The following is a 24,340-nucleotide window of genomic DNA, read 5'->3' as shown; positions in this document are numbered from 1 at the left end:
GCCCCCGGATCAGACCTTGGCCGCTGCCGAGGAGCCGCTGTCGGCGTCACTGCCCGTGTCCGCGGCCGCCGCGTGCTCGGCCAGCACGCCCGTACGGTGGCGCTGGACGAACCAGTAGTAGGCGAAGCCGCCGAGCGAAACCGTCCCCACGAAGAGGAACGCGCAACAGCGCTGTAACCTGTGGTGCGGGGGAGCCGCGTTGTAGACCGCCTCGCGCGGCCACGCCAGGTTGAGGGTCATGCCCGCGCCCCACAGCACCGCGAGCACATTGACCGGCAGCCCGAACCGCCCCAGCGAGAACCGCCCCTCACCCGCCGGAGTCCACCGCCCGCGCACCCTGGCCACCAGCATCGGCAGCGTGACCAGCAGATACGCCACGTAGATCATGATGATCCCGATGCTGGTCACGACCGAGAAGATCTGCGGCTGACGGATGTTCACGGCCAGCACCCCCAGCGCGAGCAGGCCCACGATCACCGCGGGCAGCACCGGGGTCTGGAACCGCGGGCTCACCCGGGCCATCAGCGACGCGGCGGGCAGGTTGTTGTCCCGGGACATCGCGAACGCCAGCCGCACGGCCGCCGTGTGCACCGCCAGCGCGCACACCGTCACCGCGATCAGCACGCACCACAGCATCGCCTTGCCGACCGTCGGCCCGAGCACGTCCAGCACCACGTACTGGAGACCGTCCGTGGTCAGCCCCTCGCCGGTCAGACTTCCGACGCTCATCAGCGCCAGCAGCAGGATCAGCCCGCCCAGCGCGAACGAGGCGATGAGCGCGCGCAGGATCGCCCGCGGCGCGTTGCGCGAGGGGTCCAGGGATTCCTCGCCGAGGGACGCCGCCGTGTCGAAGCCGTACATGACGTACGCGGAGGCCAGCGAGGCGGTGAGGAAGGCGCCCAGATAGCCGAGGTTCTGCCCGGAACCGGTGTGGGCGGTCTCCGTGACGACGCCCGGACCGCGCACCACATGGACGGCGAGGAGGACGATCAGCACGACGGTGGCGACGAGTTCGAGGAACACCCCGGCCGTGTTGATCCGGGCCATCAGCTTCACCCCGAAGGCGTTGACCAGCGTGGTGAAGAGGATGAGCACCGCGGCCAGCAGCACCGCGTTGGTCGCCGTGTCGTACGTACCGGAGCCGTCCCCGACGAACTGGAACGCCGACGATATCTGCGGCAGCGTCAGCTGATAGGCGAGGGCGACGGCGGCCAGCGACACGATGGAGGCGACCAGCATCATCCAACCGGCCAGCCAGCCCACATGCGGATTGCCCAGCCGCTTCGCCCAGTTGTAGACGGAACCGGCGACCGGATGGCGGGCCGCCAGCTCCGCGAAGCACAGCGCCACCATGAGCTGTCCGGCGAAGACCATGGGCCAGGACCACCAGTAGGCGGGTCCGCCCTGGGCGAAGCCGAAGTAGAAGAGCTGGAAGGTGCCGGTGAGGATGGAGATGTAGCTGATCCCGGCGGCGAAGGTATGGAAGCTGCCGAGGGTTCTCTTCAGTTCCGGGCGGTAGCCGAACTCGGTGAGTTCGGCGTCATCCTGGGAAGCGGACACGGTGGACACTCCAATGTCGGGCGGGCGGGCCCTGCGCGGGTCACGGGACCTACGCGGGGCACGGGCCCTGCGCGGGTCAGGTGAACCAACCCTGCGGCCTGGGGCGGGTGTTGCGCCAGATGTGCTTCGCCTGCCGATATTCGGCGAGCCCGCTCGGCCCCAGTTCCCGCCCCGTCCCGGACTGCTTGAACCCGCCCCACTCCGCCTGCGGCAGCGTCGGGTGGAGGTAGTCGTTGATCCATACGGTGCCCAGCCGCAGCCGGGACGCGACCCGCTGCGCCCGCCCTTCGTCGCGGGACCACACCGCCCCCGCGAGCCCGTACACCGTGTCGTTGGCGAGCCGTATCGCCTCCTCCTCCGAGTCGAAACGCTCCACCGTGAGCACCGGCCCGAAGGACTCGTCCGCCAGCACCGACATCCCGCTGTGGCAGGAGTCGAGCACCGTCGGCCGGTAGTAGAAGCCGTCCGCCAGCTCCGGATCGTCCGGGCGGGAGCCCCCGCAGCGCAGCCGGGCGCCCTCCGCGAGCCCGGTGGCCACGTACGCCTCGACCTTGGCCCGGTGCGCGGCCGAGATCAGCGGACCGGTCTGGGCCCGCTCGTCGAACGGCCCGCCGAGCCGGATCCCGCGGGCGCGGCGCACCACCTCCGCCACGAAGGCGTCGTGCACCGGGTCCTGCACCAGCAGCCGGGCGCCCGCCGAGCAGACCTGCCCGGAGTGGTGGAAGACGGCGGTGAGCGCGTAGTCGACGGCGGTCTCGAAGTCCGCGTCCGCGAACACGATGTTGGGGTTCTTGCCGCCCAGTTCCAGAAAGGTCCGCTTGACCGTGGGGGAGGCCGCGGCCATGACGCGGCGCCCGGTCCGCAGGCCCCCGGTGAAGGACACCAGGTCCACATCCGGGTTGTCGGTGAGCGGGGCGCCCGCCTCGGCGCCCGGCCCCAGCACCAGGTTGGCCGCCCCGTCCGGCAGCTCCGCCTCCTCCAGCAGCCGGATCAGCGCGACGGCCGTGGACGGGGTCAGCTCGCTGGGCTTCAGGACGAAGGTGTTGCCTGCGGCGAGCGCGGGCGCCACCTTCCACGCGGCCTGGAGCAGGGGATAGTTCCACGGGGTGATCAGCGCGCAGACCCCGACCGGTTCGTGGACGACGCGGCTGACGGCGTCCTCGGTGCCGGTGTCCACGGCCCGGTCCGCCCCGGTGCGCACCAGCTGCCCGTAGTAGCGGAAGCACGCGATGACGTCGTCGACGTCCCGCGCGCTCTCCGCCAGCCGCTTCCCCGTGTCCAGGGACTCCGCGCGGGCCATCGCCGCCTTGTCGCGGGCCAGCAGACCGGCGACCCGCAGCAGCAGATCACCGCGGGCGGCGACCGGGGTGCGCGGCCACGGGCCGTGGTCGAACGCCTGCCGGGCGGCGGCCACCGCCTCGGCCGCGTCCTTGCCGCCGCCCTCGTCGACGACCGCCACCAGCGTGCCGTCGGCCGGGCACCTGATCTCCCGGGTGCGTTCGTCGATCGCCCCGGTCCACTGGCCTCCTATGAAGAGATCCCTCACGGGCATTCCTCCGCTTCCGGGGTCGGGACATGGTCGGTCACCCATCGGTGAAAGGCGCCGATGTGGTGTTCGCTGGGCACGAGCACCCCGCCGCGGCGGTACGCGCGCGAGTGCATGGCGGGCTGGGTGCGCTCACAGGCGTCGAAGTCCTGGGTGTTGACCCGGTGGAACAGTTCGACCGACTTCGACAGGTCCCGCTCCGACGCCACCACGTCCGGTACGTACAGCCAGTCGCAGCTGACCAGCGTGCGGTCGGCGGCGAGCGGGAACATCCGGTGGAAGATCACATGGTCGGGGACCAGGTTGATGAAGACCTGCGGCTGCACGGTGATCGCGTAGTAGCGGCGGTCCTGTTCGTCGGCGATGCCGGTGATGCGGTCGAAGCCCGCGCTGCCGTCCACCGTGAACCCCTGGGCCTCCTCGGCGAACTCGGCACCGTGCCCCACGAAGTACTGCGCCGCCAGTCCGTCGGCGAACTCCGGTAGCACCTCGGTGAGTTCGGGGTGGATCGTCGCGCAGTGGTAGCACTCCATGAAGTTCTCGACGATCAGCTTCCAGTTGGCCTTGATGTCGTAGTCGATCCGGCGGCCGAGCGACAGCCCCGCCACGCCGTACCGCTCCACGGCCTCGGCGTCGCCGAGCCGCTCGGCGACCGCCCCGACGACGGTCTCCTCGAACGACGGCGGCTCGTCGGCCAGGCACACCCAGGCGTAGCCCAGCCATTCGCGCAGCCGCACCGGCAGCAGCCCGCGCTCGGTGCGGTCCACATCGGGCATGCTCTGGAGGTTCGGGGCGGCGGTCAGCCGTCCGTCCAGGTCGTACGTCCAGGCGTGGTACGGGCACTGGAGCGAGCGCCGCACCGTGCCCGACTCCTCGGTGCACAGCCGGGCGCCGCGGTGGCGGCAGATGTTGAGGAACGCGCGCAGCTCACCGGCGCGATTGCGGGTGATCAGCACGCTCTCACGGCCCACCTGCACGGTGCGGAACGCCCCCGGCCGGTCCAGGTCGGCACTGCGCACCGCGCAGAACCACATCGCCTCGAACAGGTGCTCCTGCTCCTGCCGGAAGACCGACGGGGAGGTGTACCAGTGGCCGGGGAGGGTGGTGATCAGGCTGGGGGACGTGGCGGCGGGGGACTCGGGAGCCACGGTCATGGGATTCTCCTCGGACGGGCAGGGATCACCTGCGGATGCGGTCCATGCGCGGATCGAAAAGGGGCTCGGTGGCGACGGTCGCGGGGACCTTCTCGCCGAAGTACTCGATGTGGACGGAGGTTCCGGGGACGGCCGCCGCGGCGGGCAGCCAGGCGTAGGCGACGGTACGGCCGATGGTGTAGCCGTACGAGGCGCTGGTGACGTAACCGGCCGCCACGCCATCGACATACACCGGCTCCTTGCCCAGGACGATCGCGGCCGGGTCGTCCAGCGTGAGACAGGCCAGCCTGCGCCGCGCGGTCTCCTCGCCGCGGCCCTCCAGGGCCGCACGCCCCAGGAAGTCGCCCTTGTTCATCCGGACGGCGAAGCCGACGCCCGCCTCGTACGGATCGTGCTCGGTGGTCATGTCGTGGCCCCAGGCCCGGTAACCCTTCTCCAGCCGCAGGCTGTTGAAGGCGGATCGCCCGGCGGCGATCACCGCGTGCCGCTGCCCGGCCTCCCACAGCGTGTCCCACAGCCGCAGACCGAGGTCGGCGGTGGTGTACAGCTCCCAGCCCAGCTCACCGACGTAGCTCAGCCGCATCGCGGTCACCGGGACATGGCCGATGTAGGTCCGCCGGGCCTTGAAGTAGCCGAACGCCTGGTGCGAGAAGTCGTCCGGGGTCAGCGGCTGGACCAGCTCCCGGGCGAGCGGGCCCCACACCCCGATGCAGCAGGTGCCGGGCGTGATGTCGGCGATATGCACGTCGTCGGGCGCGTGGCGCAGCAGCCAGTCCAGGTCGATGCCGCTGTTCGCGCCCACCTGGAAGCGGTTCTCGCCGAGACGTGCGACGGTCAGATCGCTGCGTACGCCCCCGGCCTCGTCCAGCAGCAGGGTGTAGGTGACCGCGCCCGGCTTCTTGGCGAGCTGATTGGTGGTCATGCGCTGGAGGAAGTCCAGCGCTCCGGGCCCTGTGACCTCCAGCCGTTTGAGCGGGGTCATGTCGTACAGCGCGACCCGCTCCCGGGTGGCCCGCGCCTCGGCGGCGGCGATCGGCGACCAGTAGCGGGCCGACCAGGCGTCGCGCTCGGGCAGTTCGAGCCCCTCGGCGAGCGGGGCGTTGGCCTCGTACCAGTGCGGCCGCTCCCAGCCCCCGCCCTCCAGGAAGTACGCGCCCAGCTCCCGCTGACGCCCGTAGAAGGGGCTGACCCGCAGCGGACGCGGCCGCTCCATCGGCTGGAGCGGATGGATGACGTCGTACACCTCGGTGAAGCTCTGCGCGCCCCGCTCGGCGATGTAGGCGGGGGAGGTCTGGGCGTCCTCGAAGCGGTACGGATCGCATTCGTGGACGTCCATGGACGGCCGTCCGTCGGTCATCCACTCGGCGACGGCCTTGGCGACGCCCGCGGAGTGGGTCACCCACACCGCCTCGGCCAGCCAGAAGCCGCGCACCTCGCGGGACTCGCCGATGACCGGCATCCCGTCGGGGGTGAAGGAGAAGACCCCGTTGAACCCCTCCTCGACGCGGCTTCCGCCGAGCGCCGGGATCAGCCCGACGCTGTCCTCCCAGGAGGGCGCGAAGTCCTCCTCGGTGAACGGCAGCGAGGACGGCATCACCGGGGCGTCGTCGTAGGCGGGCACGGCGGCCGGGTCGACCGGCATCGGGCGGTGGGCGTAACTGCCGATGCCGATGCGGTCGGTGTGCTCGCGGTAGTACAGATCGCGGTCCTGGAAGCGCAGCAGCGGCCGGCTCGCCTCGGTCCGCGGGTCGTTCACCCCGGCCAGCTCCGGCAGCGGCGCCGTCTTCGCGTACTGGTGGGCGAGCGGCAGCAGGGGGACGCTGACGCCCGCCATCGCACCGATCAGTGGACCCCAGAACCCGGCCGCCGAGACGACGATGTCGGCGGGGAAGGTGCCCCGGTCGGTGACGACCCCGGTGACCCGGCCGCCCTCCTGCTCGATACCGGTGACGGTGTGCCGCTCCAGGAAACGGGCGCCGTGCGCGGTGGCCCGTTCCATCTGGGCGCGGCAGGCGAGCAGCGCGCGGGCCAGCCCGTCGTCCGGGGTGTGGAAGCCGCCCAGGATCTTGTCCGGGTCCAGCAGCGGCCACAGCTCGGCGCACCGGGCCGGGGAGAGCATTTCGCCCGTGACGCCCCAGGACGCGGCGAGCCCCGCCTTGCGGTGCAGATCGGCCCAGCGCTCCTCACTGGTGGCGATCTCCAGACCGCCGACCGGGTTGAAGCAGGACAGCCCGTCGGCCTCCAGCGCGGAGAACTTCTCCACCGTGTAGACGGCGAACTCGGTGAGGGTCTTGGAGGGGCTGGTCCGGAACACCAGCCCGGGCGCGTGCGAGGTCGAGCCGCCGGGAGCGGGCAGCGGGCCCTGCTCCAGGACGGTGACCCCGGTCCAGCCGCGTTCCGTCAGCTCGTCGGCGAGCGAGCAGCCGACGATCCCGGCGCCGACGATGACGACGCGCTGATGCCTTTTTTCGGTCCCGGTCATCACAGCGCCTCCTTGTTCGCTTCTCCGCCCGCGCGGCGCAGAGCCGCGGGCATCGTCGTCAGCTGCGGCCCGGCGGCCGCGCGTGCTCCCCCAGCTACCGCTGGGAGGTGCCCCCTGCTCACAGCACCACCACCGAACGCAGCACCTCGCCGCGCTGCATCTTGGCGAACGCGGGCTCCACCTCGTCCAGCGTGATCGTCTCGCTGACGAACGCGTCCAGGTCGAGCTTGCGGCGGAGATGGAGGTCGACCAGGACCGGGAAGTCCCGGCTGGGCAGACAGTCGCCGTACCAGGACGCCTTGAGCGCGCCGCCCCGCCCGAACACGTCGATCAGCGGCAGGTCGATCCGCATCTCCGGATCCGGCACCCCGACCTGCACCAGCGTCCCGGCCAGATCGCGCATGTAGAAGCCCTGGCGGTAGGTCTCGGGACGGCCCACCGCGTCGATGACGATGTCGGCGCCCACGCCCCCGGTCAGCTCGCGGACCGCCTCGACCGGGTCCGTACCCCGGGAGTTGACGGTGTCGGTGGCGCCGAAGCGGGTGGCCAGGTCCAGCTTGGCATCGTCGATGTCCACGGCGATCACCCGGCGCGCCCCGGCCAGCGCGGAGGCGGCGATCGCCGCGTTGCCGACCCCGCCGCAGCCGATGACCGCGACGGTGTCGCCGTTGGACACCCCGCCGGTGTGCACCGCCGCGCCGTAACCGGCCATCACTCCGCAGCCGATCAGCCCCGCCGCCTCGGGCCGGGCCGACGGGTCGATCTTCACCGCCTGCCCCGCGGCGACCAGCGTCTTCTCGGCGAAGGCGCCGATGCCGAGCGCCGGGCTCAGCTCGGTGCCGTCGGCGAGGGTCATGGGCTGGGCGGCGTTGCGGCTCTCGAAGCAGTACCAGGGGCGGCCGCGGCGGCAGGAGCGGCAGCCGCCGCAGGGCGCGCGCCAGGCCAGCACCACATAGTCGCCGGGGGCCAGCCCGGTGACCCCCGGGCCCACCGACTCGACGATTCCGGCGGCCTCATGACCCAGCAGATACGGGAACTCCTCGCCGATGGCGCCGTCCCGGTAGTGCAGATCGGTGTGGCACACCCCGCACGCCTGCACCCCCACCAGCACCTCGCCGGGTCCGGGATCGGGCACGAGGACCGGCAGCACCTCCACGGGTGCGCCCTTTTTCAGCGAGACGACGGCGCGGACTTCTTGCGGCATGGCTCACTCCTCTGTTCTCCTGCGCTGGCAGGGACCGGTGCGTGGGAGCTGGCACGAGCTGGCATGAGGTGTTCGGAAGAAGCGGGGAGACCAAGTCGGCTCAAACGGCCGCTGGTTACCCCCCAGTTGCGTAATGCGCTGCGTGTTGCGCGATGAGGGACATCCTGAAAGCCGTGTCCACGGCGCGTCAAGAGGTTCGCGTAAACCGTCCGTAAACCGGTGCTGACCCCGGGTTTCCCGCCCAGCGCACGACGAAGGGGCCGGATCGGATCCGGCCCCTTCGGGTGGGTGATGGAGGGATTTCGGTCAGCCGGGGAAGCCCATGCGGCGGGACAGCTCCTCGGCGGTCTTCATGGCGTGCTCGGCGAGATCCAGCAGCTGGCTCTGGGCCATCCGGTACACCGGCCCCGAGACGCCGATCGCCCCGATCACCGCGCCGTCGTGGCCGTGCACCGGGGCGGCGACCGCGTTCAGCCCGATTTCCAGTTCCTCGCACGAGTAGGCGAAGCCGCGCTCGGCGGCGGTCTCCAGCTGCTGCCGCAGCTCCGCCGAGGTGGTGATGGTGTGCTCGGTGAACCGCGGCAGCTTCCGCGTCACCAGCCGCTCCCGCCGCTCGCCGCTCAGATGGGCCAGCAGCATCTTGCCGCTGGCGGTCGCGTGCAGGGCGGTGCGCCGCCCCAGCCAGTTGTAGGCCGTCACCGCGGCGGCCCCGCGGGCCTGCATGATGTTGACCGCCGCGTCGCCGTCCAGCACCGCGATGTTGGCCGTCTCGCCGGTCTCGTCGGCCAGCGCCCGGCACACCGGGGCGCCCTCCTGCGAGATGTCGAGCCGGATGGCGGCCGCGCCGGCCAGTCTCAGCACCCCGGCGCCCAGGTAGTACTTTCCGCGTTCGCGCTCCTGGTCGACCAGGCCGCGGTTCTCCAGCACGCCCAGCAGCCGGAAGGCGGTCGACTTGTGCACTCCCAGTTCGTCGGCGATTTCGGTCACACCGGCCTCGCCGAGCTTGGCAAGGATCTCCAGGACGCTGACCGCCCTGTCCACCGATTGCACTGCCCCGGAGGCCCCCCGCTTGTCCTCGGCCCGGTCCTCGGTCGTGTTCGTCATGGGTCTGATCTCACCATCCGGCGGCTCTGAGTGGGGCCTCTCGACGGGCAACTCTTGACGGCTGCCCTCCTCATCTGGATTCTGTTGCGCATAGCGCACTTCGATGCGCCATTAACAACGCATGGTACCGATCAACGTGAGGGGGGCCAATGATTCCCGTCGGCCGTATCGAAGATCTGCCGGAAGGCGAGTCGCTGCGCATCGAGGCCGGCGACGGCCACGCGGCGATCGCGGTGTTCCACTCCGAGGGCGCGTTCTACGCCATCGACGACACTTGCAGCCACCAGGACGCCTCCCTCTCCGAAGGCTGGCTCGAAGGCTGCTACGTCGAATGCCCGCTGCACGCCGCCCTGTTCGACCTGCGCTCCGGCATGCCCACCTGTCTGCCCGCCCGCAAGCCGGTGCGGACGCATGCGGTCACGGTGGTGGACGGAATGCTCTATGTCCACCCCCTGGTGCCCGCTGTCCAGGAAGAAGCCGTCGCATGATGCGGACGGTCACCGTCGTCGGGGCCTCGCTCGCGGGACTGCACGCGGCGCGGGGCCTGCGCGACCAGGGCTACGACGGGCGGCTGGTGATCGTCGGCGAGGAGCGCCACCGCCCGTACGACCGCCCGCCGCTGTCCAAGGAGTTCCTCACGGCTACGGGCGAGCCCGACGGCGGCCTCGGCAAGCTCGCCCTCACCGACCCCGAGGACGAGGCCGAACTGGACGCCGAGTGGCTGCTCGGCGTCCGGGCCGACCGGCTCGACCCCGCATCCGGCGCGGTCGGGCTGGCCGACGGCCGCACCCTGCGCACCGACGGCGTCGTCATCGCCACCGGGGCCGCGCCCCGGACGCTGCGCGCCACTGCCCTGCCCGGGGTACACACCCTGCGCACCCTCGACGACGCCCGCCGCCTCCGCGCCGAGCTGCGTGCGGCGGCGGCCCGGGTGGTCGTCATCGGCGCCGGATTCATCGGCGCCGAGGTCGCCTCGTCCTGCGCCGCCCTCGGGCTGGATGTCACCGTGGTGGAGGCCGCGCCGCTGCCGCTCGTCCCGCAACTGGGAGAGCGCATGGCCCAGGCGTGCGCCTCTCTGCACGCCGCGCACGGCGTGAGCCTGCTGTGCGGTACGGGTGTCGCCACCCTGCGCGGCACCGACCGTGTCACCGGTGTGGAGCTCGCCGACGGCCGGGTGCTGCCCGCCGACGTGGTGGTCGTCGGCGTCGGGGTGCGCCCGGTCACCGGCTGGCTGGAAGGCTCCGGGCTGGCCCTGGACGACGGGGTGCTGTGCGACGAGGGCTGCGCCACCGCGCTGCCGGGCGTCGTCGCCGTCGGCGACGTGGCCCGCCTCGCCCGGCCCGGCACGGGAGGCACCGTACGGGCCGAGCACTGGACCAGCGCCGCCGAACAGGGCGCGGTCGCCGCCCGCAACCTGCTCGCGGGGGCCACCGTCGAACCCTTCGGGGCGCTGCCCTACTTCTGGTCCGACCAGTACGGGGCGCGCATCCAGTTCGCCGGGCGGCGCGAACCGGGCGACACCGTCCGGATCGCCGAGGGTGATTCCGATAAAGACGCGGCCGGTGGCTTCCTCGCCGTCTACGAACGCGACGCGATCCCCACCGCCGTCCTCGCCGTCAACCGGCCCAAACCCTTCACACGGCTGCGCCGCGAGCTCGCCCGCGGTCCCCGGCTCGCCGTGCGCTGACCGCCTCCTTACGGGCCCTCCGGCGCTGCCGGCGCATCTCCCGCGCCGTGCTGCTGGGCCGGGAGACCACCCCGTACCGCTGGTTCCACACCTGCCGGGTCACCCATACGTCCAGCACGCCCCAGGTCGCCACCACCGTGCTCGCCACCGCGGTGAGCACGGCGGGGAAGGCGAACCACGAACCGGCGAACGTGCACAGCACCGCCACCATCGCCAGCACCAGCGTCACCGCCACGATGATGACCGCCCGGACCGCCGACGTACGCACCGGTTCGGGCAGCCGTCGCTTGCGGGCGGGCTCCTCGGTCCATAGACGCCGGGTCCCTTGTGCCGGGATGTCGCGATCCTTGTCCATGGTGTCCATGACGTTCCCACCCCTTTCGGCGCTGCCCCGGTCCGGTCGGTCACACATGGCGGGACTTGGGTCGTATGCACCCCTAGTGTGCCTTGTTGGATCACGAATGGCAGCGATCGGTGGTTCCCCCGGGGAGGGGAAAACCGGCCATCGGTGTCCGGCCCTGCGCGCACCGTGACCGGCCGTCGGTGCGCCATGCCACGGGGATTAAGTCCGATAATCATTGGACAACTGGTGATCATCGAATGTGGAGAGTTCCCGGATGCGGTAGGACAAGCCTTCGGGATGACCAGGCCTCAGTAGTAGGCTCGCGCCGCTCGTTGTCGGAGAACATCAGTCACCGCCCCGGTCCACGGGGACGACGTTGGGGAGGCCATGCGCTTTCGCGGGAAGTCCATCCGCAGGAAGATCGTGGCGCTGTTGCTCGTGCCGCTTGTCTCGCTGACGGCGATCTGGGCCTTCGCGACAGTGATCACCGGCCGGGAGGCGATGCAACTGCTCGACGCCTCCGCCATCATCGACAAGGCCGGTCAGCCCGCCGAGGACGCCGTGAACGCCGTCCAGCAGGAGCGCCGGCAGACCCTGATCCTGCTCGCGGACCCACGCCAGTCCGACGCGCTGCCCCTGCTCCACACCCAGCAGCGCAAGACCGACGAGGCCATCGCACGGCTGCGCGACGCGGAGTCGGACAGCACCGTGCACGACCGGATGAACAGCGAATCCGAGGGCCTGCTCGACGACGTCCTCAAGGCATCCGAAGGCCTCGACAGTCTGCGCCGGAAGGTCGAGGACAACGGTACCTCGCGGACCGCTGCCTATGAGTATTACAACAAACTCGTCGACCTCTGTTACGCGTTCCGCAGTTCGCTGCACGCCGTACCCGACACCGACCTGGACAAACAGGGCCGCGCGCTGGTCGCCATGATCCGCGCCCGGGAGGCCCTGTCCCGTGAGGACGCCCTGTACGTCTCCGCGCTGACGGCACGGAAGCTGACGCTCGCCGACCTCAAGTCGATGTCCGACCTCATCGCCGAGCGCACCCTGCTCTACAACACCAACCTGCCGATCCTGCCCGCCTCGGAGCAGAAGGTCTTCGCCGACTACCGGCGCACCAACGCCGCCCCCGCGGCCCTGCGCATCGCCGAGGGCAAGATCCTGGCCACCATGGAGCCGAGCCAGGCGATCGGCGCCCTGGACCGGGAGCACTGGGAGAACGCGGCCGGGCCCGTCCTCAACGACTACGACCGGCTGGGCGACGAGGCCACCGACCGCCTCCAGAAGCGCATCGACCCGGTGGCCAACAGCGTCCTGCTCAAGGCGGGCGCCGCCGCCGTCCTCGGCCTCCTCGCCTTCGTCCTCTCGGTCTTCGTCTCCGTCCGCATCGGCCGCGGCCTGGTCCGCGACCTGTCCCGGCTGCGCAACGACGCCCAGGAGGCGTCCAGCGTCCGGCTGCCGAGCGTGATGCGCCGCCTCGGCGCGGGCGAGCAGGTCGACGTCGAGCGGGAGGTCCCCCGGCTCCAGCACGGCCCCGACGAGATGGGCCAGGTGGGCCACGCCCTCAACACCCTCCAGCGGGCCGCCGTCGAGGCCGCCGTCAAACAGGCCGAACTGCGCCAGGGCGTCTCCGACGTCTTCGTCAACCTCGCCCGCCGCAGCCAGGTGCTGCTGCACCGCCAGCTGACCCTGCTCGACGCGATGGAGCGGCGCACCGAGGACACCGACGAACTCGCCGACCTGTTCCGGCTGGACCACATGACCACCCGCATGCGGCGGCACGCCGAGGGTCTGGTCATCCTCTCCGGCGCGGCCCCCTCCCGGCAGTGGCGCAAGCCCATCCAGCTGATGGACGTCGTGCGCGCCGCCGTCGCCGAGGTCGAGGACTACGAGCGGATCGAGATCCGCAGGCTGCCCCGGATCGCGGTGAACGGCCCCGCCGTCGGCGACCTCACCCACCTCATCGCCGAACTCCTGGAGAACGCCACCGTCTTCTCCCCGCCGCACACCGCCGTCCAGGTGCACGGGGAGCGGGTCGCCAAGGGCTTCACGCTGGAGATCCACGACCGGGGGCTCGGCATGACGCCCGACGCCCTGACGGAGGCCAACCTCCGGCTCGCCGAGACCCCCGAGTTCGAGCTGTCCGACACCGACCGGCTCGGCCTGTTCGTGGTCAGCCGGCTCGCCCAGCGGCAGGGCGTACGGGTCTCGCTCCAGCCCTCCGCGTACGGCGGCACCACCGCCGTCGTGCTGATCCCGGCCGCCCTGCTCACCGAATCCGGCCCCGACCCGGAAGGCCCGGGCGCGGACGCCGACACCGGCCGTCAACGGACGCGGCAGCGCGGCGCCGCCCTGCCGAAGCAGCGCAGGCCCCGCGGCCCGTCCCCGTCCGTGGTGAGCGCGCCCTCCGCCGAACAGCACCAGCAGGCGCCCGACAGCCGGTCCGGCGCCCGCGAGGGCGGCCCCGCACCCCTGCCCCGCCGCGTGCCACCGGTGCTGGTCTCCGACCACGGCCACCCGGTCGACGACGGCGCGACCGGGCGGCACGCCCGGCCCTCCTGGGCCGAGGGGCGGGAACAGACCCCGGACGAGGCCACGGACGAGCCGCGGAACCAGCCCCAGCACCAGACGCAGCACCGGACTCAGACCCAGGAACGGGACCAGACCCGGCATCCGGAACAGGACCCGGGAGCCAGGAACGACGGGGAGGACCGGCGCCATGACCAGGCGTCGGCCCCGGAGCGTACGGCGCCGCCCCGCCGGGACGCCTCCGGGCTCCCCAAGCGGGTGCGCCAGGCGAGCCTCGCCCCGCAGTTGAAGAACGACCCCGAACCACCGGCGGAAAGTGATCGATACGCTGCCGACACCGATCCCGAACGCGACGCCGAACAGGCGAGGGCCACCATGGCCTCGCTGCAACGGGGATGGCAGCGCGGTCGGCGGCAGACGGCCACCGGTTCCGGCGGTTCGGACACGGCACCAGGAACGAGAGATGAGGGGGACGGGCGATGACCGCATCGAACGCCGCAGCACGCAACGGATCGGCACCGTCGGGCGAGTTGAACTGGCTGCTCGACGAACTCGTCGGCCGGGTCGGCAGCATCCGCAAGGCGCTGGTGCTCTCCGGCGACGGACTGCCCAGCGGCGGTTCGCGCGATCTGTCCCGGGAGGACGGCGAGCACCTGGCCGCCGTGGCCTCGGGATTCCACAGCCTTGCCAAGGGGGTCGGCCGCCACTTCGACGTCGGCCGCGTCCGGCAGACCGTCGTCGAACTCGACGACGCCTTCCTGTTCGTCACCTCCGCCGGTGACGGCAGCTGCCTCGCCGTGCTGGCCGATGCCGACTCGGACGTCGGGCAGGTAGCCTATGAGATGACGCTGCTGGTCAAGCGGGTAGGAGTGCATCTGGGCTCCGCTCCGCGATCCAGTGGGTGACGGAGGCGGGGGGAGATGACCGGAGACGGTGCGACCGACGACCGCTGGTTCGACGACGCCGCCGGACCGGTGGTCCGGCCCTATGCGATGACGCGGGGCCGTACCCGCAGCGCCGCGGAGGACAAGCTCGACCTGATCGCCGTCGTCGTCGCCGACAGAGTGACCCCCGGGTCCGCCGCCGACCAGACGTTGTCACCGGAGCACATCGACATCGTCGAACTCAGCCGCGACACCCCACAGTCCGTCGCCGAGCTGGCGGCCGAGCTGGACCTTCCGGTCGGCGTGGTCCGCGTACTCATCGGCGACCTGCTTCACGCGGCACTCGTCCGAGTGTCCCGGCCCGTACCTCCGGCGGAACTGCCGGACGAGAGGATTCTGCGCGAGGTGATCAATGGTCTACGGGCACTCTGACCCGGGCCGCTCCCACATCATCGAACCCGTGACGCTCAAGATTCTGGTGGCGGGCGGGTTCGGTGCGGGAAAGACAACACTGGTGGGCGCGGTCAGCGAGATCAAACCGCTGCGCACCGAGGAACTGCTCACCGAGGCAGGCCGGCCGGTCGACAACATCGCGGGGGTGGAGGGCAAGAAGACCACCACCGTCGCGATGGACTTCGGGCGCATCACGCTCCGCGAGGACCTGGTGCTGTACCTCTTCGGCACCCCGGGGCAGGACCGCTTCTGGTTCCTGTGGGACGAGCTGGCGACCGGCGCCCTGGGCGCGGTGGTGCTGGCCGACACCCGCCGGCTGGAGGACTGCTTCGCCGCCGTCGACTACTTCGAGCGGCGCGGCATCGCCTTCACGGTGGCCGTCAACTGCTTCGAGGGCGCCGACAACTACCCGGAGGAGTCGGTGCGCGAGGCGCTGGACCTCGACCCCGGCACCCCGGTGGTGATGTGCGACGCGCGGGAGCGCGAATCCGTCAAGCGTGTGCTGATATCCGTCGTGGAACACGCCATGCTCGCCACCGCGGCCACCAGCTGACCGCGCGGCGCACGCACCTCACCGCACGGCGATCACCGACGAACCATGGCCGAACAGGCCCTGGTTCGCGGTGATGCCCACCCGCGCCCCCGCCACCTGACGGTCGCCCGCCCGTCCCCGCAACTGCTGGGCCAGCTCGCACACCTGGGCGATGGCCTGCGCCGGAACCGCCTCCCCGAACGAGGCGAGACCTCCGCTCGGATTGACCGGGATCCGGCCGCCGAGCGCCGTCGCGCCCTCCCGCAGCAGCTTCGCGCCCTCCCCGGCGGCGCACAGCCCCAAGTCCTCGTACCACTCCAGCTCCAGCGCGGTGGACAGGTCGTACACCTCGGCGAGCGACAGATCCTCCGGCCCGATCCCCGCCTCCTCGTACGCCGCCCGCGCGATCGACGGGCGGAACCCGTCCGGCACCAGGGCATCGGGGGCGGAGTCGGTGGCGATGTCCGGCAGATCGAGCGCGGTCCGCGGATACACCGGTGCGACGGACGAGACGGCCCGGATCCGCACCGGGTCCGCCACCCCGTGCCGCCGCGCGAAGTCCACGCTGCTCAGCACGAGCGCCGCGGCCCCGTCCGAGGTCGCGCAGATGTCCAGCAGCCGCAGCGGATCGGCCACCACCGGCGACGCGGCCACCTCCTCGGCGGTCACGGGGGAGCGGTAGCGGGCGTGACGGTTCGCGGCCCCCGCGGCCGCGTTCTTCACCTTGACCGCCGCGAAGTCCTCGGGCGTGTCCCCGCACAGCGCCATCCGGCGGCGCGCCCAGAGCGCGAAGTACGCCGGGTTGGTGGCGCCCAGCACCCGGAAGCGCAGCCAGTCCGGATCGTCGGGCCGGTCGCCGCCGGACGGTGCGAAGAACCCCTTGGGCGCCGCGTCCGCGCCCACCACCAGCACGGTGTCCACCATGCCGGACAGGATCTGGGCGCGGGCGGTGTCGATGGCCCGCGCACCGGACGCGCAGGCGGCGTACACGCTGGTGACGCGCGCCCCCTGCCAGCCCAGCGCCCGGGCGAAGGTCGCCCCCGCCACCTGGCCGGGATAGCCGCAGCGCACGGTGTTCGCGCCGACCACCGACGCGATGTCCGGCCAGTCGAGCCCGGCGTCCGTGAGGGCCGCCCGCGCCGCCTTCGTCCCGTACTCCACGAAGCTCCGGCCCCATTTGCCCCACGGATGCATCCCGGCGCCGATCACCGCCACCTCGCCGGTCATGACGACTCCTCCACGTCCTCCGCGGGGACCGGCAGCCAGTGCCAGGTCGTCCAGCTCTGCCCGCCCTCCCCGGCCAGCACCCCCGGCACCACCTCGACCTCCATGCCGACCGCCAGATCCGCCACCGTCACCCCGGGCGCGCCCTGCCCGAGCACCACCATCCGCTCGGCGGCCAGCTCCACGGCGATCAGCGTGTACGGCGCCCAGTCGCGCGCGGGATCGGACGGGTACGGGGCGGGCGGGCGGTAGCGGCCGTCGGTGTACGACCACACCCGGCCGCGCCGCGACAGCGGCACCTCGTCCAGCTCCTCACCGGCGCACCGGGGTGCCCGGCAGAAGGTGTCCTCGCGCGGGAAGTACACCGCGCCACAGGCCCGGCAGCGGGTCCCCAGCAGCCGGAAGTCCCCGTCGCCGGAGGTGAACCATCCGGCGACCACGGGCGTACGCGCAGATGCCACGGCTTCTCCCGGCGGTGAGGGGTGAATACCTGAATATCTGACGGAACGTCAGAAGTGTTGCACAGAGATGGTAGGGCGGGTAACCCAGGTGCAGGACGTGATCAGCCGGTGCGGCGAGGGGAGCAGGCGTGGCGGAGACGGAAGAGGCGGTCCGCTGCACGGCCGTCACCAAGGAGTTCGGCACCGGCGGCACCGTACGGGCGCTGGACGCCGTCGATCTCACCCTCCGCGCGGGCGAGTTCTTCTCGCTCCTCGGCCCCTCCGGCTCCGGCAAGACCACCCTGCTGCGCCTGATCGCCGGTTTCGAGCGGCCCACCCGCGGCCGTATCGAACTCGCCGGGCGGGACGTCACCGCGCTGGCCCCGCACCGCCGCGATGTGCACACCGTCTTCCAGGACTACGCGCTCTTCCCGCACATGACCGTCGAGCAGAACGTGGCGTACGCGCTCACCGTACGAGGCGTCCGCAAGCCGGAGCGCACCGCCCGCGCCCGCGAGGCCCTCGCCACCGTCCGCCTCGACGGCTTCGCGGCCCGCCGCCCCGACGCGCTCTCCGGCGGGCAGCGCCAGCGCGTCGCCCTCGCCCGGGCCCTCGTCGACCGGCCCGCCGTGCTGCTCCTCGACGAACCACTCGGCGCCCTCGACCTGAGGCTCCGCCAGGAGATGCAGACCGAGCTGAAGGAGCTCCAGCGCACCACCGGCATCACCTTCCTCCTGGTCACCCACGACCAGGAGGAGGCGCTGACCATGAGCGACCGCGTCGCCGTCGTCTCCGACGGCCGGATCGAACAGACCGGCCCGCCCCTGGAGGTGTACGAACGCCCCGCCACCGCCTTCGTCGCGGGCTTCGTCGGCACCACCAACCTGCTGCGCGGCGAGGCCGCGGTCCGGGTGGTCGGCCGCCCCGGCGCGTACAGCATCCGCCCCGAGCGCATCCGGCTCGCCGACCCCGCCGACGCGCCGCCCCTCGACGGCGAGCGCACCGTGACGGGGCGCATCGCCGACATCGTGCACGCCGGGGCGCACACCCGCTTCACCATCGCGCTCCCACACGGCGACCGGCTCACCGTGCACCGGCAGAACCTGGCCGAACTCCCGCCCACCGCCCGCCCCGAGGCCGAGATCAGGCTCGTCTGGGACGAGAAGGACGCCTTTCCGGTGCCCGGTTGACCCATTGATTGCCGGAGGCACCCTGGCGTCGGCATACGTGCCGCGCTGATACTGACGGGGCCTCGAGTGTCAAAGGGGACGAGGAGGACCGGATGCGGAAACGGACGACATCCGCGTGGAGGTCCGCGGCGGCCGTGTGCGCGCTGCTGCTGACCGCCGCTGGCTGCGGATCCGACGACGACGGCAAGGCCGCGCACGCCCCCGGCAAACTCGGCAAGGGCGAGGGCAAGGTCAACATCATCGCCTGGGCGGGTTACGCCGAGGACGGCTCCAACGACCCCCAGGCCGACTGGGTCCACCCCTTCGAGAAGAAGACCGGCTGCAAGGTCGACACCAAGACCGCGGGCACCTCGGACGAGATGGTGTCCCTCATGAAGACCGGCCAGTACGACACGGTCTCCGCCTCCGGCGACGCCACCCTGCGCCTCATCGCCTCCGGCGACGCCGCACCCGTCAACACCAAGCTGGTGCCGAACTACAAGGACATCTTCCCGGCCCTCAAACAGCAGCCGTTCAACTCCAAGGACGGCCGGATGTACGGCATCCCGCACGGCCGCGGCGCCAACCTCCTCATGTACCGCACCGACAAGGTCAAGCCCGCCCCCGACTCCTGGCGCGCCGTCTTCGACGACGCCGCCGCGCACAACGGCCGGGTCACCGCGTACGACTCGCCCATCTACATCGCCGACGCCGCGCTCTACCTCATGCGCGCCAAGCCGTCGCTCGGCATCAAGAACCCGTACGCGCTCGACAAGAAGCAGCTCGACGCCGCCGTCACCCTCCTCAAGAAGCAGCACAAGGCGATCGGCGAGTACTGGAGCGACTACCAGAAGGAGATCACCGCCTTCAAGGGCGGCGACAGCGTCATCGGCACCACCTGGCAGGTCATCGCGAACCTCACCCAGGCGGAGAAGGCGCCCGTCAAGGCCGTGCTGCCCAAGGAGGGCGCGACCGGCTGGTCCGACACCTGGATGGTCTCCGCGAAGGCCGAACACCCCAACTGCGCCTACAAGTGGCTCGACTGGATCGTCTCCCCGAAGGTCAACGCCCAGGTCGCCGAGTACTTCGGCGAGGCCCCCGCCAACCGCAAGGCGTGCGCCGAGACCTCCGACCCGAACCACTGCGCCGTCTTCCACGCCGACGACGAGAAGTACTTCCAGCGCGTCCACTTCTGGACCACACCGATCAAACAGTGCCTCGACGGCCGTAAGAACACCACCTGCACCGACTACGCCCAATGGACCCGCGCCTGGACCGAGGTCAAGGGCTGAGATGCGCCGCGCCGGGGCCGGAGGCGGTGCCGGGGGAGCGCGGCTGCGGCTGGCCGCGCTCCTCGGGCCGCCCCTGCTGTGGCTGACCCTCGCCTACCTCGGCTCGCTCGCCGTCCTGCTCCTCTCCGCCTTCTGGACCACCGACTCCTTCACCTCCGACGTCGTCCGCACCTGGAACACCGACAACATCCAGGAGCTGCTGACCACCCCCGTCTACCGCACCATCGCGCTGCGCACCCTCGCCATCGCCGTCGCCGTGACCCTCCTCGACGCCCTCCTCGCCCTGCCCATGGCCTTCTGCATGGCGCGCGTCGCGAGCCCGCGGTGGCGGCGGCCGCTGCTGGTGGCCGTGCTCACCCCGCTGTGGGCGAGCTACCTGGTCAAGGCGTACGCGTGGCGGGTGATGCTGAGCGAGGACGGCGTGGTCAACTCCCTGCTCTCCCCGCTCGGGCTGCACGGGCCCGGCTACGGCACCCCCGCCGTCGTCCTGGTGCTCGCGTACCTCTGGCTCCCGTACATGATCCTCCCGGTGTACGCGGCCCTGGAACGGCTCCCCGAGCGCACCCTGGAAGCCTCCGCCGACCTCGGCGCCGGCACCTGGCGCACCCTGCGCTCGGTCGTCCTGCCCGCCGTACGCCCCGCCCTGTTCGCCGGATCCGTCTTCACCTTCTCGCTCAGCCTCGGCGACTACATCACCGTGCAGATCGTCGGCGGCAAGACCCAGCTCCTGGGCAACGCCATCGCCTCCCAGGTCACCCTCGACCTGCCGATGGCCGCCGCGCTCTCCGCCGTCCCCGTCGTCCTCATCGTCTGCTACCTGGCCGCCGTACGCCGCGCCGGCGCCCTCGACGCGCTCTAAGGGGGCTCATGAGACTGTCGCGCACCGCCCGGATCGTCCTCGGCTGCGTCACCGCCGCCGGACTCGCCGTCGTCTACGCGCCCCTGCTGCTCGTCCTGCTCAATTCCTTCAACGCCGACCGCTCCTTCGGCTGGCCACCCAGCGGCCTCACCGGGGAGTGGTGGCGCGCCGCCCTGCACAACGACGGCGCCCGCGACGCCCTGTTCACCTCGCTCAAGGCCGGGCTCGCCGCCACCGGGATCGCCCTGGTCCTCGGCACCATGGCCGCGTACGCCGTCCACCGGCACCGCTTCTTCGGCCGACGGACCGTGTCCTTCCTGCTGGTGCTGCCGATCGCGCTGCCCGGCATCGTCAGCGGCATCGCCCTCAACGCCGCCTTCCGCACCGTCCTGGACCCGTTCGGCATCGGCTTCGGCCTGTTCACGGTGGTCGTCGGGCACGCCACCTTCTGCGTCGTGGTCGTGTTCAACAACGTGGCGGCCCGGCTGCGCCGGATATCCCCCTCGATGGCCGAGGCGTCCGCGGACCTCGGGGCGCGCCCCTGGCAGACCTTCCGCCACGTCACGTTCCCGGCCATGCGCTCGGCGCTCTTCGCGGGCGCGCTGCTCGCCTTCGCGCTGTCCTTCGACGAGATCGTGGTGACGACCTTCACCGCCGGCCCCGGCACCCGCACCCTGCCCATCTGGATCTACGAGAATCTGGCCCGGCCGCACCAGGCCCCCGTCGTCAACGTCGTCGCGGCCCTGCTCATCGCCCTGTCCGTGGTGCCCGTGGCCATCGCGCAGCGGCTGTCCTCGGACACCGCGGGCGGGCGGCTGTGAAACCTCAGTCCAGCGACCGGCGCGAGACGGGGAAGTCGAAGTAGGTGTCCGGGAACAGCTCCGGCTTATAGGTGAAGTGCCACCACTCCTCGGCCAGATTGACGAACCCCTGGGCCTCCATCGCCCCCTTGAGCAGCAGCCGGTTGGCCCGCTGCTTGCCCTTGATCCGCGGGTCGAGGGTGTGCGAGAGCGTATCGAAGCAGTCGTAACCGGTGCCCATGTCCACCGAGTTGTCGGGGAAGCGCTCCTTCTGCGGCGCGTAGCAGGGCACCAGCTTCTCGCCCGGAACGTACGGACGGGTCGGCAGCGCGGGCAGCCGCGCGATCGTCAGGTCCATGGTGCTGCCGCGGCTGTGGCCCGACTTCTCGGCGATGTAACCGTCCTCGAACAGCCGGGTCTTGTCGACGTCCGGATAGAACTCGCGCTTCATGCGCTGGTCGTCGAGGTCCTTCGCCCAGTCGACGAAGGTGTCCACCGCCCGCTGCGGCCGGTAGCAGTCGTACACCTTCAGGGTGTAGCCCCGGCGCAGCAGTTGACGCTGCACCCGGTGCAGCGCCCTGGCCGCCGGGCGGGTCAGCAGGCACAGGGGCCTGAGATAGCCCTCGATGGGTCGGCCGGTGAAGTTGTGCGGGGTGAAGTACCGGATCTCCTGGCGGATCGTCGGATCCACATCGCTCAGCGCCACGAACTCCTTCGGCGCCTCGGGCTCGGCCTCCGCCTGCGCCGGAGCGGGCGAGGCGAGGGCCATCAGAGCGGCGACGGGCAGGGCGAGCGCACGCAGCGCGGCGGTGATTCTCGGCATGGACACCGGGTTACCCAGTCCCGCCGCGCCGCGAACCCCACCGCGTCAGCCCCGCTGCTCCGACCGCGGCGCCGCACCCCGCACCCGCACCGGATACCCCGCCTCGACGCCGCCCTCCCGCTCGACCCGTACCTCGTCACCCCGCAGCCGGGAGACGAACCGCACCAGCTCCGCCTTGTCCCAGCCGTCGCCCGCGTCCACCGCCAGCGACCCGCCGCCCTTGCGCCCCTCGCACGGCGGCCACACCTCCAGCTCCACGCCGCCGTCCGGCGACGCGACGGGTATCACCGCGCCCGCCCGGGCCAGCACCGGGATACGGGACAGCGGGGCGTCGACCACCACCTGCCCGGGACCCTCGTAGGCGCGGCCGGTCGCCGTGTCGTACCAGCGGCCGCGCGGCAGCCGCACCGCCCGCCGCACCGCGCCCTCCTCCAGCACCGGGGCCACCAGCAGCGCGTCGCCCAGCAGGAAGGCGTCCTCGCAGTCGCGCAGCGCCCGGTCCTTGGGCTGCCGCCACCACACCGGCCGCACATAGGGCGCGCCGGTACGCTCCGCCAGCCGCGCCAGCGTCATGAAGTACGGCAGCAGCCGCTGCCGCTCGCGCAGCGCCGCCGCCGCGTCCTCCAGCACCCCGGACCCGAACTCCCACGGCTCGCGCCGCCCGGCGGTGATCGCCGAATGCGTACGGAACAGCGGCAGATACGCGCCCAGCTGGAACCAGCGCAGATACAGCTCCGGCGACGGGGAGCCGGTGAAGCCGCCGATGTCCGGACCGGAGTACGGAACCCCCGACAGCCCGAGCCCGATCACCAGCGCCAGCGAGGCGCGCAGCCCCGGCCAGCCCGTCGTCACGTCTCCGGACCGGCTGCCCCCGTACCGCTGGAGCCCCGCCCAGCCGGAGCGCGAGAACACGAACGGCCGCTCGTCGGGGCGCAGCTCGCCCAGTCCCTCGTATCCGGCCCGGGCCATGGCCAGCCCGTACACGTTGTGCGCCTCCCGGTGGTCGCCGCCCCGGCCCTCCAGGGCGTGCCGGGCCGAGCGCGGCAGCGTGGGCTCGCCGAAGGCGGCGAACGACACCGGTTCGCACCGGTCGTGCCACACCCCGGAGAAGCCCTGCTCCAGCCGCTCCGCGTACAGCCCGCCCCACCACTTGCGCACCCGCGGATCGGTGAAGTCCGGGAACACCGACTCGCCCGCCCACAACACCCCGCGCACCTCACGGCCGCGGGCGTCGGTCACGAACCCCTCCGCCGCCGCCCCGCTGTCGTACACCGCGTTGCCCGGCTCCGCCTTCACCGCGGGGTCCACGATCGACACCAGCCGCACCCCGTCCGCGCGCAGCTCGGCGGCGAGCCCGGGCAGATCGGGGAACCGTGCCGCGTCCACCGTGAAGACCCGGTGCCCGGCCAGGTGGTCGATGTCCAGGTGCAGCGCGGACAGCGGCAGGTTCCGCTCCCGGTAGCCCGCCACCACCCGCCGCACCTCGTTCGCGTCGCCGAACCCCCAGCGCGCGTGGTGGTGGCCGAGCGCCCAGCCCGGCGGGACCGCGGGGGAGCCGGTCAGCGCCGCCCAGCCGTGCAGCACCCGCGCCGGGGTGCCCACGAACACCCAGTAGCGCAGCGGCCCGCCCTCCATGCGCATCCGGACCCCGCCCGGCCGGTCGTGCCCCGAGCCCGCGCCCTCCTCGCCCTCCCGCAGGGTGACCGTGCCGTCCCACGAGTTGTCGTGGAACACCAGATGGGTGCCCGCGTCGGCCACCACGAGCTGCACCGGCATGGTCAGATACAGCGGATCGTCGCCCGGTCCGAAGCCACCGCCGGGATCGGTGTTCCACAGCCGGTACGAGCCGTCCTTCAGGCGCGGCCCGCCCGCCCGTCCGCCGAGCCCGAAGAACCGCGCGTCCGCCCCCACCTCCGACCGCTGGTGCCAGCGTGCGCCCGTACCCCCCGCGCCCCGGCCCTCGCAGGCCCGGTCGATCACCGTCTCGGCCGGTTCCCACCAGCGCGGCGGCAGATCCCGCCGCAGCACCACCCCGCCCGGGGTGCGCACCTCCACCGTGCCCATCCGCGACACCGCGACCGTCACCCGCTCCGACACCACCCGCCAGCCGCCGTCCGTGTCCGGCTCCAGCTGGGCCCGCTCGTCCGCCTCCGGGCAGGCGCCGTCCAGCGCGTACGACGGTTCCGGCTCGGCCCCGTCCCAGCCGCAGAACACCGCGCCGCCCGCCGCCACCCGCACCCGCAGCGAGG

The 24,340-nt window shown here is 72.0% G+C and carries 21 protein-coding genes; 10 read left to right on the top strand and 11 right to left on the bottom strand.

The annotated features are described in order from the left end of the window. Positions 1-9 precede the first annotated feature (9 nt). The 6 genes from SSOG_RS05620 to SSOG_RS05595 form a co-directional block, all read right to left on the bottom strand. Positions 10-1,569, bottom strand: a complete 1,560-nt coding sequence (locus SSOG_RS05620; RefSeq protein WP_009713243.1) for an APC family permease — start codon at positions 1,567-1,569, stop codon at positions 10-12. A 67-nt stretch (positions 1,570-1,636) separates the two neighbouring features. Further along, positions 1,637-3,106, bottom strand: a complete 1,470-nt coding sequence (locus SSOG_RS05615; protein WP_425385408.1) for an aldehyde dehydrogenase family protein — start codon at positions 3,104-3,106, stop codon at positions 1,637-1,639. Then, positions 3,103-4,260, bottom strand: a complete 1,158-nt coding sequence (locus tag SSOG_RS05610) for an aromatic ring-hydroxylating oxygenase subunit alpha (protein ID WP_009713241.1) — start codon at positions 4,258-4,260, stop codon at positions 3,103-3,105. The genes SSOG_RS05615 and SSOG_RS05610 overlap by 4 nt, the downstream gene beginning before the upstream one ends. A gap of 25 nt (positions 4,261-4,285) precedes the next feature. After that, positions 4,286-6,742, bottom strand: a complete 2,457-nt coding sequence (locus SSOG_RS05605; RefSeq protein WP_009713240.1) for a GcvT family protein — start codon at positions 6,740-6,742, stop codon at positions 4,286-4,288. Between the two features lie 118 nt (positions 6,743-6,860). Then, entirely contained in the window at positions 6,861-7,946 is a 1,086-nt protein-coding gene (locus SSOG_RS05600) for an S-(hydroxymethyl)mycothiol dehydrogenase (protein WP_009713239.1), read from the bottom strand. A gap of 306 nt (positions 7,947-8,252) precedes the next feature. After that, on the bottom strand, positions 8,253-9,050 hold the full coding sequence (locus tag SSOG_RS05595; protein ID WP_009713238.1) for an IclR family transcriptional regulator: 798 nt from the start codon (positions 9,048-9,050) through the stop codon (positions 8,253-8,255). 149 nt (positions 9,051-9,199) lie between these two features. On the opposite strand from SSOG_RS05595, the gene SSOG_RS05590 reads away from it, so the two are divergent. Both SSOG_RS05590 and SSOG_RS05585 read left to right on the top strand, forming a co-directional pair. Next, complete coding sequence (locus tag SSOG_RS05590; protein WP_009713237.1) at positions 9,200-9,538, top strand: bifunctional 3-phenylpropionate/cinnamic acid dioxygenase ferredoxin subunit; 339 nt, start codon at positions 9,200-9,202, stop codon at positions 9,536-9,538. Then, positions 9,538-10,737 (top strand): NAD(P)/FAD-dependent oxidoreductase, encoded by a 1,200-nt coding sequence (locus SSOG_RS05585; RefSeq protein WP_039940669.1) that lies wholly within the window; start codon positions 9,538-9,540, stop codon positions 10,735-10,737. Before SSOG_RS05590 ends, SSOG_RS05585 begins: the two co-directional genes overlap by 1 nt. Here SSOG_RS05585 and SSOG_RS05580 read toward each other — a convergent pair. Then, positions 10,685-11,101, bottom strand: coding sequence for a hypothetical protein (locus tag SSOG_RS05580; protein ID WP_039936654.1), 417 nt, complete (start codon positions 11,099-11,101; stop codon positions 10,685-10,687). The two genes, SSOG_RS05585 and SSOG_RS05580, sit on opposite strands and share 53 nt — an antisense overlap. Before the next feature lie 366 nt (positions 11,102-11,467). Here SSOG_RS05580 and SSOG_RS05575 point away from each other — a divergent pair, with 366 nt between their 5' ends. From SSOG_RS05575 to SSOG_RS05560, 4 genes are read left to right on the top strand one after another with little or no spacing between them, the layout of a single operon-like run. Next, positions 11,468-14,098: a sensor histidine kinase gene (locus SSOG_RS05575; protein ID WP_009713234.1), complete on the top strand. Its 2,631-nt coding sequence runs from the start codon at positions 11,468-11,470 to the stop codon at positions 14,096-14,098. Beyond that, positions 14,095-14,520, top strand: coding sequence for a roadblock/LC7 domain-containing protein (locus SSOG_RS05570; RefSeq protein WP_009713233.1), 426 nt, complete (start codon positions 14,095-14,097; stop codon positions 14,518-14,520). The genes SSOG_RS05575 and SSOG_RS05570 overlap by 4 nt, the downstream gene beginning before the upstream one ends. 15 nt (positions 14,521-14,535) lie before the next feature. Next, entirely contained in the window at positions 14,536-14,931 is a 396-nt protein-coding gene (locus tag SSOG_RS05565; RefSeq protein WP_009713232.1) for a DUF742 domain-containing protein, read from the top strand. After that, positions 14,912-15,505 (top strand): GTP-binding protein, encoded by a 594-nt coding sequence (locus SSOG_RS05560; RefSeq protein WP_009713231.1) that lies wholly within the window; start codon positions 14,912-14,914, stop codon positions 15,503-15,505. The genes SSOG_RS05565 and SSOG_RS05560 overlap by 20 nt, the downstream gene beginning before the upstream one ends. A gap of 18 nt (positions 15,506-15,523) precedes the next feature. Here the strand turns inward: SSOG_RS05560 and SSOG_RS05555 are convergent, their stop codons facing one another. Beyond that, complete coding sequence (locus SSOG_RS05555) at positions 15,524-16,711, bottom strand: lipid-transfer protein (protein ID WP_009713230.1); 1,188 nt, start codon at positions 16,709-16,711, stop codon at positions 15,524-15,526. Then, complete coding sequence (locus SSOG_RS05550; protein ID WP_009713229.1) at positions 16,708-17,169, bottom strand: Zn-ribbon domain-containing OB-fold protein; 462 nt, start codon at positions 17,167-17,169, stop codon at positions 16,708-16,710. The genes SSOG_RS05555 and SSOG_RS05550 overlap by 4 nt, the downstream gene beginning before the upstream one ends. Before the next feature lie 128 nt (positions 17,170-17,297). On the opposite strand from SSOG_RS05550, the gene SSOG_RS05545 reads away from it, so the two are divergent. From SSOG_RS05545 to SSOG_RS05530, 4 genes are all read left to right on the top strand, one after another. Next, a complete protein-coding gene (locus SSOG_RS05545; RefSeq protein WP_009713228.1) occupies positions 17,298-18,338 on the top strand; it encodes an ABC transporter ATP-binding protein in 1,041 nt (346 codons plus the stop codon). A gap of 92 nt (positions 18,339-18,430) precedes the next feature. Then, positions 18,431-19,609 (top strand): ABC transporter substrate-binding protein, encoded by a 1,179-nt coding sequence (locus tag SSOG_RS05540; RefSeq protein WP_009713227.1) that lies wholly within the window; start codon positions 18,431-18,433, stop codon positions 19,607-19,609. A 1-nt stretch (position 19,610) separates the two neighbouring features. Further along, positions 19,611-20,468, top strand: a complete 858-nt coding sequence (locus tag SSOG_RS05535; RefSeq protein ID WP_009713226.1) for an ABC transporter permease — start codon at positions 19,611-19,613, stop codon at positions 20,466-20,468. Between the two features lie 8 nt (positions 20,469-20,476). Further along, positions 20,477-21,289: an ABC transporter permease gene (locus tag SSOG_RS05530; protein WP_009713225.1), complete on the top strand. Its 813-nt coding sequence runs from the start codon at positions 20,477-20,479 to the stop codon at positions 21,287-21,289. A 4-nt stretch (positions 21,290-21,293) separates the two neighbouring features. Here the strand turns inward: SSOG_RS05530 and SSOG_RS05525 are convergent, their stop codons facing one another. After that, complete coding sequence (locus SSOG_RS05525) at positions 21,294-22,091, bottom strand: M15 family metallopeptidase (RefSeq protein ID WP_039940667.1); 798 nt, start codon at positions 22,089-22,091, stop codon at positions 21,294-21,296. Between the two features lie 45 nt (positions 22,092-22,136). Then, positions 22,137-24,340: glycoside hydrolase family 31 protein (locus tag SSOG_RS05520; RefSeq protein WP_063631539.1), on the bottom strand; the 2,204-nt coding region annotated here is incomplete at its 5' end.

It is taken from the genome of Streptomyces himastatinicus ATCC 53653, assembly GCF_000158915.1.
GTDB classification, from domain to species: Bacteria; Actinomycetota; Actinomycetes; order Streptomycetales; family Streptomycetaceae; genus Streptomyces; species Streptomyces himastatinicus.
This window is presented reverse-complemented; position numbering and strand designations above follow the sequence as displayed.

Coding starts and splice junctions, on each gene's coding strand:
- SSOG_RS05530 (WP_009713225.1), top strand. CDS start 20,477: ATGAGACTGTCGCGCACCGCCCGGATCGTCCTCGGCTGCGTCACCGCC.
- SSOG_RS05570 (WP_009713233.1), top strand. CDS start 14,095: ATGACCGCATCGAACGCCGCAGCACGCAACGGATCGGCACCGTCGGGC.
- SSOG_RS05610 (WP_009713241.1), bottom strand. CDS start 4,260: ATGACCGTGGCTCCCGAGTCCCCCGCCGCCACGTCCCCCAGCCTGATC.
- SSOG_RS05565 (WP_009713232.1), top strand. CDS start 14,536: ATGACCGGAGACGGTGCGACCGACGACCGCTGGTTCGACGACGCCGCC.
- SSOG_RS05540 (WP_009713227.1), top strand. CDS start 18,431: ATGCGGAAACGGACGACATCCGCGTGGAGGTCCGCGGCGGCCGTGTGC.
- SSOG_RS05535 (WP_009713226.1), top strand. CDS start 19,611: ATGCGCCGCGCCGGGGCCGGAGGCGGTGCCGGGGGAGCGCGGCTGCGG.
- SSOG_RS05525 (WP_039940667.1), bottom strand. CDS start 22,091: ATGCCGAGAATCACCGCCGCGCTGCGTGCGCTCGCCCTGCCCGTCGCC.
- SSOG_RS05560 (WP_009713231.1), top strand. CDS start 14,912: ATGGTCTACGGGCACTCTGACCCGGGCCGCTCCCACATCATCGAACCC.
- SSOG_RS05575 (WP_009713234.1), top strand. CDS start 11,468: ATGCGCTTTCGCGGGAAGTCCATCCGCAGGAAGATCGTGGCGCTGTTG.
- SSOG_RS05590 (WP_009713237.1), top strand. CDS start 9,200: ATGATTCCCGTCGGCCGTATCGAAGATCTGCCGGAAGGCGAGTCGCTG.
- SSOG_RS05580 (WP_039936654.1), bottom strand. CDS start 11,101: ATGGACACCATGGACAAGGATCGCGACATCCCGGCACAAGGGACCCGG.
- SSOG_RS05605 (WP_009713240.1), bottom strand. CDS start 6,742: ATGACCGGGACCGAAAAAAGGCATCAGCGCGTCGTCATCGTCGGCGCC.
- SSOG_RS05555 (WP_009713230.1), bottom strand. CDS start 16,711: ATGACCGGCGAGGTGGCGGTGATCGGCGCCGGGATGCATCCGTGGGGC.
- SSOG_RS05600 (WP_009713239.1), bottom strand. CDS start 7,946: ATGCCGCAAGAAGTCCGCGCCGTCGTCTCGCTGAAAAAGGGCGCACCC.
- SSOG_RS05585 (WP_039940669.1), top strand. CDS start 9,538: ATGCGGACGGTCACCGTCGTCGGGGCCTCGCTCGCGGGACTGCACGCG.
- SSOG_RS05595 (WP_009713238.1), bottom strand. CDS start 9,050: ATGACGAACACGACCGAGGACCGGGCCGAGGACAAGCGGGGGGCCTCC.